A 16,928-nucleotide genomic window follows, 5' to 3' on the forward strand; every position below is an offset into this window, starting at 1 on the left:
CCTCCAGGTTCTTCTGACGCGCTGGTATCTCCGGCTCGTGAGTGGTTCTCACGTGTCGGTGGCAGCGGCGCGGGCCTGATGGACCCGTCCGCGTCGCAACAGTAACGCCGATCCGATCAGTGACGCAGCCAACGATGTCAGGAGCACCGCGGCCTTCGCAATGTCCGCTTCGCTGCCGTCGCCGATACCCGCGAGCGCAAGATCGGCCACCAGAAGGCTAACCGTGAACCCGATCGCGCCGAGCACCGACAGGGCGAACATGTCGCGGAAACCGAGCAGACGTGGCTTGGTGGCGATGCCCAGACGGACCGCGAGCCACGAGACCCCGAAGATGCCGACGGTCTTGCCGACGAGCAGTCCGAGGATGATCGCGAGCGAGATCCGGTTGGTGAACAACTGGCTCAGGACCTCCCCGTTGATGGGGACGCCGGACGCGAACAGCGCGAACAGCGGCACGCACACTGCCGCGGACCACGGCTGCAGGCGGTGTTCGAGTCGGGCTGCGGGGGAGTACTCCTCACCCGGATCGGTGCGGACGCGGGTGAGCAGGCCCAGCGCGACTCCCGCCAGCGTCGCGTGGATGCCGGCCTCGTGGACGCTGTACCAGGTCAGCAGTGCCAGCGGGACGTAGAGGAACGGGGTGGTGATCCGCCGGCGCTGTGCGTACCAGTAGACGACCAGGCACGCGACCGCCGACACGATCCACAGCATGGCGATGGACCCGGTGAAGAGCACCGCGATGAGGATGATCGCCAGGAGGTCGTCGACGACGGCGAGGCTGAGCAGGAAGACGCGGGCGCTCGGGGGGATCCGCGACCCGGTGAGGGCCAGGACACCCAGTGCGAACGCGATGTCGGTGGCGACGGGGATGGCCCAGCCGCGGTCCATCCCGGGCGCGCCGGCGCCGACGACGGCCGCGATGATCGCAGGCAGAACGACGCCGCCACACGCCGCGATGATCGGGAGCAGGGCCTTCTTCCGGTCGGCCAGTTCACCGACGACGAGTTCGCGTTTGAGTTCCAGGCCGGCCACGAAGAAGAAGATGGCGAGCAGGCCGTCCTGCGCCCACGTTCCGAGCGTGAGGTTCAGGTGCAGCGCGCTCGGGCCGATCTGCCAGTCGCGGAGTGTTTCGTAGGAGTCCGCGAGAGGAGAGTTTGCCCACAGCACGGCGACTGCGGCGGCGATCAGCAGTATCGATCCGCCGACCGTCTCGGTGCGGAGGTAACGAGCTAGCTCGGAGCGTGCGGCGACAATCAAGGAAAGCCTCTCACCTGGATCTTCAATGGGTACGGCACATCGTCGCCGACCAGACTTCCCGGCACTCCTCAGGAGATCTTAACGCGTTCTTTGCAACCGATCAGTCGGAAAGTGTCGTTTGCCTCATCGTGTGCACGGAGTGTTGAATTCCTACGGTTTGGGACGAGTTTCCACTCAGTGGAATATGTCGGGAACGCGGATCCGGTCGTCCGATTGCCGGGATCCGCAGGGATCTGTGCAGGAGCGTTGTCACGTGAGTAAAGGTGTGGAGTCCGCCGAGCGCGGGCCCGGTGAGTTGGCAACGAATGCCGACTCGGCGGACACGGTCGCGGGGGTGCCCCGCAGTCGCATCGTCGTCGCCAGCTTGGTCGGCACCTCGATCGAGTTCTACGACTTCTACATCTATGCCACGGCGGCGGTGTCGGTCTTCCCGCACCTGTTCTTCCCCAAAGGCAACGACACGACGGCGCTGCTGGCCTCGTTCGCGACGTTCGGTCTGGCGTTCGTGGCGCGTCCGCTCGGTTCGATCGTGTTCGGTCACTTCGGGGACCGCATCGGCCGTAAGGCCACCCTCGTCGGTTCGCTGCTCACGATGGGCATCGCGACGTTCATGATCGGTCTGCTGCCCACCTACCACGCGGTGGGGCTGTGGGCGCCGGCGCTGCTGGCGGTGATGCGGTTCTGCCAAGGACTCGGCCTCGGTGGTGAATGGTCCGGCGCGGCGCTGCTGGCGACGGAGACCGCCAAGAGCGGCAAGCGGGCGTGGGCGGCCATGTGGCCCCAGTTGGGCGCACCGATCGGCTTCTTCTTCGCGAACGGCCTGTTCCTGCTGATCACGCTGGTTCTCGGCTACACCAGCAGCTCGTCGCCGGATCTCGACAGCGCGTTCCTCACGTGGGGCTGGCGCATCCCGTTCCTGCTCAGCGCGCTCATGGTGATGATCGGCCTGTACGTCCGCCTCAAGCTCGAGGAGACGCCGGTGTTCGCCCGCGCCGTCGCGAACGGCGAGAAGGTCAAGACCCCGCTCAAGCAGGTGTTCAAGACCAGTTGGCGTCAGCTGATCATCGGCACCTTCGTGATGCTGGCGACGTACACGCTCTTCTACATCATGACGACGTGGATCCTCAGCTACGGAACGGGCAAGACCCCCGCCGACGGCGGCCACGGTGCGGGGTTCCAGTACCGGGACTTCCTCGTGCTGCAGTTGGTGGCGGTGCTGTTCTTCGCGGCCGCGATCCCGGTGGCCGGCTGGCTGGCCGACCGGTACGGCCGACGCATCACCCTGCTCGTCGTCACCGCCGTCATGATGGTGTTCGGCCTGACGTTCGGCGTGATCCTCGACCCCGAGGGCATGGGCGACGCCCGCATGCTGACCTTCCTGATCATCGGCATGGTGCTGATGGGCCTGACGTTCGGCCCGATGAGCGCCGTGCTGCCCGAACTGTTCCCTACGAACGTCCGGTACACCGGATCGGGGATCGCGTACAACACGTCGAGCATTCTCGGTGCGGCGGTGGCGCCGTTCATCGCGACGTGGCTGGCCGAGAACTACGGCGTCGGCTGGGTCGGGATCTACCTGCTGGTCGCGTCGACGCTGACGTTCGTCTCGCTGCTGATCATGCGCGAGACCAAGAACGAGTCGCTCGACGACGTCTGACGGTCGTCTCACGACCGCCCCACCGAGGCACGTTGCCGCAGCTGCGCGGCGACGTGCCTCGCGTCGTTCGGCTGTGTGTGGTCGGTGCTATCGGCGGACGAACAGGGGATAGGGTTCGCCGGGGATCGTTCGGTCGTAGCGGACGCGGATCTTGCCGGGTCGTTCGGGCACGGCGTCCTCGATCCATGCGTATGTCCATGGGCCTTCGTCTAGTGCGACGATGGCGATCGTGTAGGGGACGAGGTCGGTGCAGGTCCGGTTGGGGGAGGTCTCGACGACGGTCCAGGACACGATCGATCCGTTTCCGGCGGCGGGGGTTCGGCTGACGTCGGTGCCGCGGCACGAGGAGCAGGTGGAGGCGTCGGGTGCGAGGAGCGCGCCGCAGTCGTCGCACCGGCCGATGGTGAATTCGTCCACGTCGGTGGTGGTTGAGCGGTGATCGTGCATGGGGACCTCGACTTGGGGGAAGCGTGGGTTTGTCCGTCTCCCACAGTTCCAACCGGGGCGCCACCCTGCGAGGGCAGAACTACCCGGGCGCATACCTGTCTTCCGACGGGAGATCCCGCATCCTCGCTGCGACGGTCGGGGGCGTGCCCGTCTGCGCCGTGTGGGTTGATCATTTCGGAGTTGGAAAACCCACCTATCGGTTTCATTCGCACGTATTCATCGCGAATATCCAGTAGCTTCCGAAACGCTTGTATTGCGCGGCACCTGAGTTCGAACCCGATTTGTCCTGTATGCGACGAAAAAGGAGCCTCCAGCGTGCGTAATTTCGGTGCAGTTTTCCGAATTCTGGTTATCGCAGTGCTCACCGGCCTGGTAGCGCTGACGACGGTGGCCGTCGGGCCGACCAGCGTTGCTCAGCCGACTACAGGCGGCCTCACGCTCGCGAAGTCGGCCTCTCCGAAGGTGGGCCTCCAGTCGGGAGACGAGGTCACCTACACGTTCACGTTGGCCAACACCGGTGATGCTCCGATCGCCGGCGTCGCCGTGAAGGAATTGGTCTTCACCGGTTCCGGTGGGACGCCCGAGCCCACCGGTTGTCCGACCACGCTCGGTCCGGGGGAGTCCGCGAGCTGCAGCGCCACGTACGAGGTGACCGACGCCGACCAGGAGGCCTGCCTCATCGACAACACGGCCGTCGCGACCGGCCAGGGCAGCGCCGAGTCGGCGCCGTCCTCGGCAAGTGTCGTCACCGACTGTCGGCGCGATTTTGCCGGCAGTGCCTTCCTGCCGCCGCTTCTGGGATCGCCGCTGCTGGGATCGTTGGCCTTGGTTCCGCTGGAGGTGGGATCCCTGGCGTTCGGCTCGTTGGGCGCAGCGGTCGCGCTGGGCGCGTGGGCGCTCAGCACTCCGTACCAGCCGCCTGCGCAGCCTGCCTGCCTCAATGTGCCGTATCCGAACGTGCCGTTCCCCAACGTGCCGTACCTGAGCAAGCCGTGCCCGAAAGAGCAGCAGCCGAACGATCAGGGCCCGAACGATCAGGGCCCGAACGAGCTGGGCGCAGGAGCGCCCTGACGCCGACGCCGCGACAGCCGAGTGGCCCGGGACGTCACGTCCCGGGCCACTCGAATGTTGTCGAGGCCGGACAGTCTGATCGGTTGTGTGTGGTCGGTGCTATCGGCGGACGAACAGGGGATAGGGTTCGCCGGGGATCGTTCGGTCGTAGCGGACGCGGATCTTGCCGGGTCGTTCGGGCACGGCGTCCTCGATCCATGCGTATGTCCATGGGCCTTCGTCTAGTGCGACGATGGCGATCGTGTAGGGGACGAGGTCGGTGCAGGTCCGGTTGGGGGAGGTCTCGACGACGGTCCAGGACACGATCGATCCGTTTCCGGCGGCGGGGGTTCGGCTGACGTCGGTGCCGCGGCACGAGGAGCAGGTGGAGGCGTCGGGTGCGAGGAGCGCGCCGCAGTCGTCGCACCGGCCGATGGTGAATTCGTCCACGTCGGTGGTGGTTGAGCGGTGATCGTGCATGGGGACCTCGACTTGGGGGAAGCGTGGGTTTGTCCGTCTCCCACAGTTCCAACCGGGGCGCCACCCTGCGAGGGCAGAACTACCCGGGCGCATACCTGTTTCCCGACGGGGGCGTAACTGCCGGAGCGAAAGCCCCGGTCAGACGGCGTCGCTCTCGGCCTGCCTGCTCTGTTCGACCACCCAGGCGGCGATCTGCGTCCGCGAGTTGAACCCGAGTTTCGCCAACACGTGCTCGACGTGACCCTGGACGGTGCGTTGCGAGATGACCAGTCGGTCGGCGATGGCCTTGTTGGTCAGTCCCTTCGCCACCAGGTCGGCGACCTCCTGCTCGCGCGGGGTCAGGTCGGTCGCGGCACGCTCGGGCGGGGTCTCCTCCGGGAGTCGGTCGTCGATGGCGAATGCCACGGCTTCGTCGAGAGTAAGCCCGGTCCCTTGCCGCAGCGCCGCGTCGAAGGCCCGGTCACCGAGCGCCCGTCGGACGCGGTCCTCGGTGTCGTCGTGGTTGTCACGCAGCGCGGGGATCACGACGCCCTGGTTTCCGGCCGACTGCCACAGCGCTCGGGCGGAGCCCAGGAGCATCGCCGCGCGCGTGTACTCGGCCTTCGAGGCCGCCTTCCATGAGAGGGCTTCGACACAGATCGCGGCACCGAGTAGATCGTCGACCGCGCCGCTCAGCCGCAGGGCTTGCTCGAACAGCGGTCGTGCGGCATCCGGATCGTGGCGCCAGATCGCCAGGCCGCGCGAGCACAGTGCGTACGCCCGATAGATCGACTCTCCGTGGGCTTCGGTGATGGCGAGCACCTCGTCGGTGTACTCCGCGGCCTTATCCGGTTCGCCGAGTGCCGCGGATGCCATCGCGAGACCGAGCAGTGTGGTGATGTGACGCAGCCGATCGTCCCAGGTGCGGACGGTGTCGAGGATGCCGCCGAGTATCAGCATCGCTTCCGGTAGGTCGCCGGCGTAGATCTCGAGGTGCCCGGCGGCGTGCGCGACGTGGACGTCGGTCTCCCGATCGTCGAGCAGGGCCGCGATCTCGTAGCCCTGCCGGATCATCGATGCGCCCGTTTCGATGTCGCCCTGGTTCGCGGCCAGGAGTGTCGCCGCAGCCAGTGCCTTCGCCCGTTCGGCGGTGGGTTCTCCGCCCTGCGCCGTGAGCACGCGATCGATCCAGAGTCGGCCCTCGGTGAGGAGCCCGCGTGAGATCCAGAACAGGAACAGTCCGTCGACGATGCGTAGCCCGTCCTCGGCCTCGCCTGGTTCGGTCACGCAGTACTCGAGTGCGTCGCGCAGATTCGATCGTTCCCGTTCGATCCGAGCTATCCACCTGGGCTGGTTCGGCCCGACCCACTCCGATTCGACCCGCTGCACCAGGGCCTGGTACCAGTCGCGGTGCCGCCTGCGGAGTTCGGTGTATTCGCCCGATTCGCGTAGCCGCTCGAGCCCGTAGTCCCGCAGTGTCTCGAGCAGCCGGTACCGGACAGTACCGTCGTGTTCCTCGCGGATGAGGACGGACTTGTCGACGAGCGACGCGACGAGGTCCAGTAGCTCGTGTGGGGTGAGGTCGTCGGCCGCGATCGCCTCGGCCGCGTCGAGTTCGAATCCGTGCGCGAAAACGGACAGTCGCCGCCACAGTTCCTGTTCGCTCGCCGTGCACAGGTCGTGGCTCCAGTCGATGCTCATCCGCAGGGTCTGCTGGCGGTCGGGGGCGCCCCGGGTGCCGCCTGTGAGCAGGCGAAACCGGTCGGTGAGCCGGGCGAGCACCTGGTCCACCGACATGGCGCGCAGCCGCGCCGCCGCGAGTTCGATGGGGAGAGGCAGTCCGTCGAGTTCCGTGCAGATGGCGATGACCGTCGCCCGGTTGTCCTCGGTGAGCTCGAAACCGGGGACGGCGGCGGCGGCACGTTCGGCGAACAGGTTCACCGCCTCGTAGTGGGCAAGCGACTTCACCGACGTCGGCCGATCCGGAACGGGGAAGGTCAGCGGAGGAACCCGTAGGACGGTCTCGCCGCCGATAGCGAGTGACTCGCGGCTCGTCGCCAGGATCCGCAGCTCCGGACTCGTGCGCAGCAGGGTCTCCGCGAGCTTTGCGATGTCGTCGATCAGGTGCTCGCAGTTGTCGAGCACGAGCAGCAGGTTCCGGGGACCCAGGAAGTCGATGAGGATCTGGATTGTCGGGACGGCCGCCCGCTCGCGCAGGCCCAGTGTGGCGGCCACGGTCTCGGCAACCAGTCGCGGGTCGCGCCGCTCACCGAACTCGACCAACCACACGCCGTCGTCGAAGGACCGCTGCGACTCCGCGGCCACCCGCAGCGCGAGGCGGGTCTTGCCGACGCCGCCGATGCCGGTGAGCGTCACCAGCCGCGATGCAGCGAGAAGTCGCCTCGTCTCGGTCACCTCTCGGCGCCGACCGACGAAACTGGTCAGATCCAGAGGCAGGTTGCCGACCCTGCCTCGCCCGGCGGACGCCATCCGTGACCTTCTTTCGGTCCCCTCAGGTCACGGTACGCCTGCCGACCGGGCCGGAGGTCCGACCTGGTCGGCAGGCAGCACGATCGGTAGTGCAGGCGCTCACCGGGTGGCGGGCATCGCGAACGAACCGTTGATTCCCGACGGCCTTACTTGCCGCGGATCGCGTCGAACACCTTGGGGTCCACCAGAGTCGACGTGTCGCCGAGGTCGCGACCCTCGGCGACGTCGCGCAGCAGGCGGCGCATGATCTTGCCGGAGCGGGTCTTGGGCAGTTCGGGCACGACGGTGATCTGCCGCGGCTTGGCGATCGGGGAGATCTCGGTGGAGACCTGGGCGCGCAGTTCCGAAATCAGGGTATTTCCCGTGTTTTCCGCGCCCTCGCGCAGGATCACGAACGCGACGATGCCCTGACCGGTGGTCTCGTCGGCGGCGCCGACGACCGCGGCCTCGGCGATCGACGGGTGCCCGACGAGCGCCGATTCCACCTCGGAGGTCGAGATACGGTGCCCGGAGACGTTCATGACGTCGTCGACTCGGCCCAGCACCCACAGCGCGCCGTCCTCGTCGTATTTTGCGCCGTCGCCGGCGAAGTACCAGCCCTCCTCGGCGTACCGCGACCAGTAGGTGTCCTTGTAGCGCTCCATGTCGCCCCAGATGCCGCGCAGCATCGACGGCCACGGCTGGTCGAGGACCAGGTAGCCGCTGCCGCCGGCGCCGAGCTCGTGGGCGTCGTCGTCGACGATCTTCGCGGAGATGCCGGGCAGCGGCGCCATCGCGGAGCCGGGCTTGGTGGCGGTGACGCCGGGCAGCGGCGAGATCATGATCGCGCCGGTCTCGGTCTGCCACCAGGTGTCGACGATCGGGACGTTCCCGCCACCGATCACGTCGCGGAACCAGCGCCACGCCTCCGGGTTGATGGGCTCGCCCACCGAGCCGAGCAGCCGGATCGACGACAGGTCGTGCGCGTCGGGAATCTCGCGGCCCCACTTCATGAACGTGCGCACCAGGGTCGGCGCGGTGTAGTAGATCGTGACGCCGTACTTCTCGATGATCTGAAAGTGCCGGTGCTCGTCGGGGGAGTTGGGGGTGCCCTCGTAGACGACCTGCGTGACGCCGTTGCTCAGCGGGCCGTAGACGATGTAGCTGTGTCCGGTGACCCAGCCGATGTCGGCGGTGCACCAGTAGACGTCGCTCCCGGCCTTGTGGTCGAACACGTTGTGGTGCGTGTACGACGCCTGGGTCAGGTAGCCGCCGGAGGTGTGGATGATGCCCTTCGGCTTACCCGTCGTGCCGGACGTGTAGAGGATGAACAGCGGGTGCTCGGCGTCGAACGGCTGCGCCTCGTGCGTATCCGACGCCTTCTCGACGGTGTCGTGCCACCACAGGTCGCGGCCCTCGGCGATGTCGACGTCGATGCCGGTTCGCTTGACCACCAACACGTTCCGCACCGACTCGGCACCCGCGACCGCCTCGTCGACGGCGGGCTTGAGCGGGGCCGCCTGGCCGCGGCGCCACTGCCCGTCGACGGTGACGACGAGCTTGGCGGCGGCGTCGTCGATGCGCGAGCGCAGCGCGGTCGCCGAGAACCCGGCGAACACGACCGAGTGGGTGAGGCCGAGGCGGGCGCACGCGAGCATCGTCACGATCGCCTCGGGGATCATCGGCATGTAGATCGCGACACGGTCCCCGGCGACGAGGCCGAGTTCGGTGAAAGTGTTTGCCGCCCGGCTCACTTCGGCGAGCAGGTCGTTGTAGGTGATGTCGCGGCTGTCGCCGGGTTCGCCTTCGAAATGGATCGCGACGCGGTCGCCGTTGCCGGCCAGCACGTGCCGGTCGACGCAGTTGTACGCGACGTTCAGGGTGCCGCCGACGAACCACTTCGCGACGGGCGCGTCCGACCAGTCCAGGACCTCGGTCCACGGGGTGGCCCAGTCCAGACGCTTGGCTTGGGCGTCCCAGAAGGCCAGCCGGTCGCGGTCCGCCTCGGCCTGCAACTCGGGGCCCGCGTTCGCTGCGGCCGCGAACTCCGCGCTGGGCGGGTACACCTCGGGGGCGTCGGTAGCACTGCTCGTCATCTCGGCTTTGCCTTCTTTCCGGTCGAGCTCTCGGGCGGAGCCTCGGGAGATGTCACTGCGACGGTTGTCGCACGTGTGAGGGTAGTCACACGTGACCGGCGTCGCAGAACTCCCTCCCGCGGAGTGGTCGCCGTGTGCGGCGACCGGTCGATTTCGCGCGACGGGCGGTCGGCGCGGGCGCTCGCTACGCCGGTTCGTTGCGATCGGGCCTCGAACGGGTGCCGATCCGGTCGGCCTCCCGTCGACGGCCCGCGTCGACGAGCCGCCGCTGGCTATCGTCGCAACACCAACCGTGCGTGCCCGCCGGCGGGAGGAGTGCCTTGCGTATCGCGCGCGCCGCCGCGGCGGCGCTGGTGGTGGGACTGGCCGTGTCGATGCTCGCAGCGTGCACCGGCGGGACGACGACGGGAACCGGCATCGTCTTCGCGTGGAGCGGCGAGCCGCAGAACCCCCTGGTTCCTACCGACACCAGCGAGAACACGGGCGGGCGGGTGCTCGACGCCGTCTTCGCCGGCCTCATCTCCTACACCGCCGACGGGAGCATTCGGAACGAGGTGGCCGAGTCCATCGACAGCGCCGACGGTCAGCACTACACGGTGACGCTCGCGGAAGGGTGGGCGTTCACCGACGGCACCCCGGTGACTGCGCGGTCGTTCGTCGACGCGTGGAACTACGGCGCGCTGTCGACCAACGCGCAGCTGCAGTCGTCGTTCTTCGACCCGATCGAGGGCTACGACGAGGTCGCTGCGGCGAACCCGACGGCGCGGACGATGTCGGGGCTGCGGGTGGTCGACGACCGCACGTTCACGATCACGCTGAAGCAACCGGAGTCGGCCTTCCCGAGGCGGCTGGGATTCGCCGCGTACTACCCGCTGCCGCAGTCGGCGTACGCGGACATGGAGGCGTTCGGGCGGCACCCGATCGGCAACGGGCCGTACCGCTTCGCGAGCGACGATGCGTGGCAACACAATATGCGTATCGATCTGGTCGTGAATCCCGCGTACCGGGGCAACCGGGTGGCGCGCAACGAGGGTGTGACGTTCGTGCTCTACAGCAACCTCGACACCGCCTACGCCGACCTGCTGTCGAACAACCTCGACGTGCTCGACGGGGTGCCGGCCAGTGCGCTCGAGACGTACGAGGAGGATCTGCCGGGCCGCACCGCCAATCAGCCGTCCGCCACGATCGAGACGTTCACGATCCCGGAACGGTTGCCGCACTTCGGCGGTGACGAGGGACGGCTGCGCAGGCAGGCGATCTCGCAGGCGATCGACCGGGAACGGATCACCGAGCGTCTGTTCGCGAGTACCCGGACACCGGCGCGCGACTTCACCAGCCCGGCGGTCGAGGGCTGGACGCCGGATCTGCCGGGCTCCGCGGTCCTGGATTTCGCACCCGACCGAGCGCGGGAACTGTGGGCGCAGGCGGACGCCATCGCGCCGTGGTCGGGGTCGTTCCAGATCGCCTACAACTCCGATGGCGGACACCAGGACTGGGTGGACGCGGTGTGCAACAGCATCCGCAACACGCTCGGCATCGACGCGCACGGTGCCCCGTACCCGACGTTCGCGCAACTGCGGACCGAGGTGACCGAACGGACGATCAGGACGGCCTTCCGCTCCGGATGGCAGGCCGACTATCCGCAGCAGTACGGCTTTCTGGCCCAGAACTATCAGACCGGCGGAAGTTCCAACGACGGCGAGTACTCGAACCCGGAGTTCGACCGCCTGCTGCGGGAGTCGGCCGGCGCGACGGATCCGGTCGAGTCGCAGCAGTTGATCGACCGCGCGCAGGAGGTCCTGCTGCGCGACCTGCCGGCGGTGCCCAATTGGAACCGCAACGCCACCGGGGGCTGGTCCGAGTACGTCACGAACGTCCGGTTCGGCTGGGACGGGGTGCCGGTGTACTACCCGATCGAGAAGAAGTGAATCATGCTCCGCTACACCGGCCGCCGCGTGCTGCAGATGATCCCGGTCTTCCTCGGGGCGACGTTCCTGATCTACGCGCTCGTGTTCCTGCTGCCCGGCGACCCGGTCGCGGCACTGGCGGGGGACCGGGCCCTCACCCCGGCCGTCACCGAGGAGCTGCGGGCTCGCTACCACCTGGACCAGCCGTTCCTGGTGCAGTACCTCGAGTACCTGAAGGGGATCGTCACACTGGACTTCGGGACGTCGTACTCGGGACGTCCGGTCGGAGAGGTTCTGGCACAGGCTTTTCCGATCACACTGAAGCTCGCGGTCATGGCCGTCGCGATCGAGACCGTGTTCGGTGTGGGTGCGGGACTGATCGCGGGTCTGCGGCACGGCGGGGTGTTCGACTCCACTGTCCTCGTGCTCAGTCTCGTGCTGATCGCGGTGCCGGTGTTCGTGCTCGGGTTCCTGGCCCAGTTCTTCGTCGCCATCCGGTGGGGGCTGGCGCCGCCCACGGTGGGCGCGGACACGAGCTTCTCCCGGATGCTGTTGCCCGCGTGCGTGCTCGCCGCGGTGTCGTTCGCGTACGTGCTGCGGCTCACCCGCACGTCGGTTGCCGCGACGCTGACCGCCGACCATGTCCGCACCGCGACCGCGAAGGGGCTGTCGCGTCGGCGGGTCGTCGGTGTCCACGTGCTGCGCAACTCGCTGATCCCGGTCGTGACGTTCCTCGGGGTCGACCTGGCGACGCTCATCGGCGGCGCGGTGGTCACCGAGGGGATCTTCAACATCAATGGGGTGGGCGGCACGATCTACCAGGCCGTCATCCGCGGCGAGGCGCCCACCGTCGTCTCGTTCGTCAGCGTCCTCGTCGTCGTGTACCTGGTCGCGAACCTGCTCGTCGATCTGCTGTACGCCGTCCTCGATCCGAGGATCCGCTATGGCTGAGGGGGCGCGGGCAGAGGGGATGTGGGCGTCGGCGTGGCGGCGCCTGCGTCGCCGCCCGATGTTCCTCGTCGCGTGCGTGATCCTGCTCGTGGTGGCCGCGGTGGCGTTGTTCCCGTCGCTGTTCACCGACCTGGATCCGCGGTACTGCAACATCGCCGACAGCCTCGCGCCGCCGCGGGCGGGCCACTGGTTCGGGTTCGACCGGCAGGGCTGCGACGTCTTTGCGCGGACCGTGTACGGGGCGCGGCCGTCCGTGACCGTCGGCGTGTGCGTGACCGCGGCGGTGCTGCTGATCGGGGTGGTGTTCGGTGCGCTCGCCGGGTACTACGGCCGCTGGGCCGATTCGTTGCTCTCGCGCGTCACCGACATCTTCTTCGGCATCCCGCTGATCCTCGCCGCGATCGTGCTGATGCAGCTGTTCGCCGAACGTACGGTCTGGACGGTGGTCGCGGTCCTCGCCCTGTTCGGCTGGCCACAGATGGCGAGAATTGCACGTGGAGCGGTCATCTCGGCCAAATCCAACGACTACGTTCTGGCCGCCCGGGCCGTCGGCATGTCGCATCCGTCGATCCTGTTGCGCCACGTCCTGCCGAACTCGCTCGCGCCCATCATCGTCGTGGCTACGATGTCGCTCGGCACGTTCATCGTCGCCGAGGCGACGTTGTCGTTCCTCGGGATCGGGCTGCCGCCGACCACCGTCTCGTGGGGCGGCGACATCAGCACCGCGCAGGTCACCCTGCGGCGCGGCTCGCCGATCCTGTTCTATCCGGCCGGAGCGCTCGCGATCACGGTGCTGGGCTTCGTACTCCTCGGCGACGCCCTGCGGGACGCGCTCGACCCGATCACCGCGAGGCGACGACGATGACGGATCCGCTGCTCGCCGTCGAACGGCTCGACGTCACCTTCGGGTCGGGGCCGGCGCGGGTGCATGCCGTGCGGGGGGTGGACCTGGCCGTGCACGCGGGCCGGACGGTCGCGGTCGTCGGCGAATCCGGTTCCGGCAAATCCACACTCGCGCACGCGATCATCGGGTTGCTGCCGGGGACCGGCCGGATTACCGGCGGGAGGATCGGGTTCGCCGGCGCGAACCTGGTGGGTGCCTCGGAGCGGGAGTTCGTCCGGATCCGTGGCAGCGGCATCGGATTCGTGCCGCAGGATCCTGCCACCAACCTGAATCCGGTGTGGAAGGTGGGCTTCCAGATCCGGGAGGCACTGGAGGCCAACGGGATCGCGAAGGGGCGCGCGGCCCGCCGGCGTGTCGACGAACTGCTCGCCGAGGCCGGGCTCGACGACGCCGCCGCCCGGTCCGGCCACTACCCGCACGAGTTCTCCGGGGGCATGCGCCAGCGGGTCCTCATCGCGATCGGGCTGGCGGCACGGCCCCGGCTGCTGATCGCCGACGAGCCGACCTCCGCGCTCGATGTGACCGTCCAGCAGCGGGTTCTCGATCACCTCGCCGGCCTCACAAGCGAATTGGGCACCGCTGTCCTGCTCGTCACGCACGACCTCGGCGTCGCGGCCGAACGTGCCGAGCACGTCGTCGTCATGCATCGGGGGCGAGTCGTCGAATCCGGTCCGGCCGAACGAATCCTCACCGAGCCGGAGGACGAGTACACGCGCCGCCTCGTGGCCGCCGCACCGTCCCTGTCCGTGGCGCGGCCCCGACCGCGCGCGGAGCCGCGCCCGCCGCCGCTGCTGGTGGTCGACAACCTGCGGAAGGTGTTCCGCCGCCGCGCGGCGAGGCTCGGCCACCACACCGAGGTCACCGCCGTCGACGGCGTCTCGTTCTCCGTTGCGCGCGGCACGACGACGGCGATCGTCGGGGAGTCCGGTTCGGGCAAGTCGACCGTCGCCCGCATGGTGCTGGGTCTGTTGCCGCCGGACGCCGGATCGGTGGTGTTCGACGGCACCGACGTCGCGTCGCTGGGCCGGCGGGAGCGGCAGTTCCGCCGCCGCGTCCAGCCCGTGTTCCAGGACCCGTACGGCAGCCTGGACCCGACGTACTCGGTGCTGCGGATCGTCGAGGAGCCGCTGCGGGTGCACGCGGTCGGCGACCGCCGCGAGCGCGCGACGCGGGTGCGCGAGCTGCTCGACCGTGTCGCCCTGCCGCCCGACCTCGCGCGCAGGTTCCCCGCGGAACTGTCCGGTGGGCAACGGCAGCGCGTCGCGATCGCCCGGGCCCTCGCGCTCGGTCCCGACCTGGTCGTGTGTGACGAGGCGGTCTCGGCGCTCGACGTCGTGGTGCAGGACCAGATCCTGCGTCTGCTCGACGAACTGCAGCGTGACCTGGGGCTGACGTACGTCTTCATCAGTCACGACCTGGCGGTCGTTCGCCGGATCGCGGACCGGGTGGTGGTCATGCACGGTGGCCGGGTGGTCGAGGCGGCCACCGCGGAGGAGGTCTTCGAGAACCCGCGCGACGAATACACGCGGCGGCTGCTCGCCGCGATCCCACACGGTCGGCGGCGTTGACGGGTCACGCGGCGATCGGAGCGGCGGCGCGCAGCGGGTAGCGTCTGGGCCGTGAGTGTTCCCGTGACTGATCCCCTGCGGCCGCTGTTGGACCTGCCCGGCGTGGTCGAGGCGGCGGATCGCGCGCGCGACGCGCTCGGCGAGGTGCACCGGCACAAGACCAACCGCCGGGGCTGGCCGCAGACGGCCACCGAGGCGTCGGTGCGCGCGGCCCGGGCGTCGGCGGCGATCGATGGCGGCTCGATGGAGCTGCCGGCCCCCGGCACGGTCGGCGATCCGGTGCTCTCGGGCGCGCTGCGCGTCGCGCAGGCGCTCGACGGGGAGTCGCTGACCGTCATCCTCCCCACCTGGCAACGGGCCCCGCTGCAGGCGCTGGCCCGGCTGCACCTGCTCGCCGCGGCCGACCTCGTCACCGACCCGGAGACGCTGGGACGTCCGCGGGCCGAACCGGGCGTCGGGGAACGACTCGACATGCTCGCGCAACTGATCACGGGTGGCACGAAGGCGCCGGCGCCGGTGCTCGCCGCCGTCGTCCACGGGGAGCTGCTCGCGCTGCGGCCGTTCGGGGTGGCCGACGGGATCGTGGCCCGCGCCGCATCCCGACTGGTTGCCACGTCCACGGGACTGGACCCGCACAATCTCGGCGTGCCGGAGGTGAGCTGGATGCGTCGCGTCCCGGCCTACCGGGACGGGATCGACGGATTCGTGTCGGGCACGCCCGAGGGCGTCGGCAGTTGGGTGATCCTGTGCTGCGGTGCGCTCGAAGCGGGTGCCCGCGAGGCGATGTCGATCGCGGACGCCGCCGCGGGCTGACCGACCCCGAACATACGAAGCGGGTGGTGCCGTCGACCTTCGTCGGCGTCGCCACCCGCTAGCACGGACTGCCGGGTTACCATGCGTGCAAATGTGGGTTGTGTGTCAACGGCCTCGGCGTAGGCTCGGTCGGGTGGCGGGTCGTCCCCGCAACTCGTGCGGGGTCCTTGCCGTCAGACGTCCGAGTCACGCAAGCCCACAACGCTTCTGCCCTTATAGTGGCTTGCTGCTTCGCGTGGGTGCCTGGTGCCCGTGCTGGGAAGTCCGTGTGGGGAATCGACCCTTCTCTTCCGAGTCGATCCTGGCCTCCCGGGCTTCCGTAACTCCTTTGTACCCCGTGCTCCAACCCACTTCAAGTGGCAATTTTCCTTTGTGGCAGATGCGGGTTCAGTGTTTGCGGCGCCGGATGCCGTAGGTGAACGCGCCGGCGACGGCGGCGCCGGACAGTACTGCCGCGGCCGTCGCGACGGTCGTGCGTGACGACGCCTGGATCCGGGCGCGGAGCGACACGGGGTTGTAGAAAGACAATACGGGCCAACCATTTTGGGACGCGGCGCGCCGGAGGGCGCGATCGGGGTTCACGGCAGTGGGGTGCCCGACGGCCTCCAGCATCGGCAGATCCGTGACCGAATCCGAGTAGGCGTAGCACCGCGTCAGGTCGTAGCCGTGGTTCTCGGCCAGCTCCCGCATGGCCTCGACCTTGCCGTCCCCGTAGCAGTAGAACTCGAGCTCGCCGGTGTACCGGCCGTCCTCGACCACCATCCGGGTCGCGGTGCTGTACGTGGCGCCGAGCGCGGCCGCGATGGGTGCCACCACCTCTTCGCCGGATGCCGACACGATCACGACGTCGTGGCCGCGGGCCTTGTGGTCGGCGATGAGGTCGGCGGCCTCGGCATAGATCAGCGGATCGACGATGTCGTGCAGGGTCTCGGCCACGATGCTGCGGATCTGCTCGACGTCCCAGCCGGCGGTCATGTTCGTCAGGTGGGCGCGCATCCGTTCCATCTGGTCGTGATCGGCGCCGGAGAGAAGGAAGAGGAACTGGGCGTAGCTGCCCTGCAGTACCGACCGGCGGGTGATGAGTCCCTGCGCGAAGAACGGCTTGCTGAAGGCGAGCGCGCTCGACTTGGCGATGACGGTCTTGTCCAGGTCGAAGAACGCGGCCACACGGCCGCGTTCGGTGAGTGCGCTCGGGAGGGCGGTCACGTGACCAAGAATAGGGGAGGAATGGCATGTTTCGGCCCGTGTTGCGAGTCGCCGTGGAGGAACCGTGTCCGATTCCAGCCCTTCCCGGCACGTCGGAGGCGATACGTGAACTTGCAAACAATCCTGGATCTGGGTGTAGTATTG

13 protein-coding genes are annotated in these 16,928 nt (G+C 68.5%); 7 read left to right on the forward strand and 6 right to left on the reverse strand.

All coding sequences use genetic code 11. From position 1 onward, the window contains the following. Positions 1-48: 48 nt before the first annotated feature. Positions 49-1,257, reverse strand: a complete 1,209-nt coding sequence (nhaA, locus tag ABTV10_RS02570; protein WP_499032311.1) for a Na+/H+ antiporter NhaA — start codon at positions 1,255-1,257, stop codon at positions 49-51. Between the two features lie 253 nt (positions 1,258-1,510). Here nhaA and ABTV10_RS02575 point away from each other — a divergent pair, with 253 nt between their 5' ends. Next, the gene (locus ABTV10_RS02575) at positions 1,511-2,914 is read left to right on the forward strand and encodes an MFS transporter (protein ID WP_499032313.1); all 1,404 of its coding nucleotides are present in this window, start codon (positions 1,511-1,513) and stop codon (positions 2,912-2,914) included. 87 nt (positions 2,915-3,001) lie between these two features. On the opposite strand, the gene ABTV10_RS02580 is transcribed toward ABTV10_RS02575, so the two are convergent. Continuing rightward, positions 3,002-3,331: a Zn-ribbon domain-containing OB-fold protein gene (locus ABTV10_RS02580; protein WP_499032315.1), complete on the reverse strand. Its 330-nt coding sequence runs from the start codon at positions 3,329-3,331 to the stop codon at positions 3,002-3,004. 345 nt (positions 3,332-3,676) lie between these two features. Here ABTV10_RS02580 and ABTV10_RS02585 point away from each other — a divergent pair, with 345 nt between their 5' ends. Next, the gene (locus tag ABTV10_RS02585) at positions 3,677-4,432 is read left to right on the forward strand and encodes a CLIPPER-2 domain-containing protein (protein WP_499032317.1); all 756 of its coding nucleotides are present in this window, start codon (positions 3,677-3,679) and stop codon (positions 4,430-4,432) included. 99 nt (positions 4,433-4,531) lie between these two features. Here ABTV10_RS02585 and ABTV10_RS02590 read toward each other — a convergent pair whose 3' ends face one another. From ABTV10_RS02590 to acs, 3 genes are all read right to left on the reverse strand, one after another. Then, positions 4,532-4,861: a Zn-ribbon domain-containing OB-fold protein gene (locus tag ABTV10_RS02590; protein ID WP_499032315.1), complete on the reverse strand. Its 330-nt coding sequence runs from the start codon at positions 4,859-4,861 to the stop codon at positions 4,532-4,534. 168 nt (positions 4,862-5,029) lie between these two features. After that, complete coding sequence (locus ABTV10_RS02595) at positions 5,030-7,285, reverse strand: ATP-binding protein (RefSeq protein WP_499032318.1); 2,256 nt, start codon at positions 7,283-7,285, stop codon at positions 5,030-5,032. 221 nt (positions 7,286-7,506) lie between these two features. Continuing rightward, positions 7,507-9,435: an acetate--CoA ligase gene (gene acs, locus ABTV10_RS02600; RefSeq protein ID WP_499032320.1), complete on the reverse strand. Its 1,929-nt coding sequence runs from the start codon at positions 9,433-9,435 to the stop codon at positions 7,507-7,509. A 320-nt stretch (positions 9,436-9,755) separates the two neighbouring features. Between acs and ABTV10_RS02605 the strand changes: the two genes are divergently transcribed. From ABTV10_RS02605 to ABTV10_RS02625, 5 genes are read left to right on the forward strand one after another with little or no spacing between them, the layout of a single operon-like run. Next, entirely contained in the window at positions 9,756-11,363 is a 1,608-nt protein-coding gene (locus ABTV10_RS02605) for a peptide ABC transporter substrate-binding protein (RefSeq protein ID WP_499032321.1), read from the forward strand. Between the two features lie 3 nt (positions 11,364-11,366). After that, the gene (locus ABTV10_RS02610) at positions 11,367-12,293 is read left to right on the forward strand and encodes an ABC transporter permease (protein WP_499032322.1); all 927 of its coding nucleotides are present in this window, start codon (positions 11,367-11,369) and stop codon (positions 12,291-12,293) included. Next, the gene (locus ABTV10_RS02615) at positions 12,286-13,158 is read left to right on the forward strand and encodes an ABC transporter permease (protein ID WP_499032323.1); all 873 of its coding nucleotides are present in this window, start codon (positions 12,286-12,288) and stop codon (positions 13,156-13,158) included. Before ABTV10_RS02610 ends, ABTV10_RS02615 begins: the two co-directional genes overlap by 8 nt. After that, positions 13,155-14,765, forward strand: a complete 1,611-nt coding sequence (locus ABTV10_RS02620) for a dipeptide ABC transporter ATP-binding protein (RefSeq protein WP_499032324.1) — start codon at positions 13,155-13,157, stop codon at positions 14,763-14,765. Before ABTV10_RS02615 ends, ABTV10_RS02620 begins: the two co-directional genes overlap by 4 nt. A 51-nt stretch (positions 14,766-14,816) precedes the next feature. Further along, positions 14,817-15,578, forward strand: a complete 762-nt coding sequence (locus ABTV10_RS02625; RefSeq protein WP_499032325.1) for a Fic family protein — start codon at positions 14,817-14,819, stop codon at positions 15,576-15,578. 387 nt (positions 15,579-15,965) lie between these two features. On the opposite strand, the gene ABTV10_RS02630 is transcribed toward ABTV10_RS02625, so the two are convergent. Further along, entirely contained in the window at positions 15,966-16,784 is an 819-nt protein-coding gene (locus tag ABTV10_RS02630; protein WP_499032326.1) for an HAD family hydrolase, read from the reverse strand. Positions 16,785-16,928 lie beyond the last annotated feature (144 nt).

The organism is Paraburkholderia sp. RHO2, assembly GCF_050955445.1.
Taxonomy (GTDB): domain Bacteria; phylum Actinomycetota; class Actinomycetes; order Mycobacteriales; family Mycobacteriaceae; genus Prescottella; species Prescottella agglutinans_A.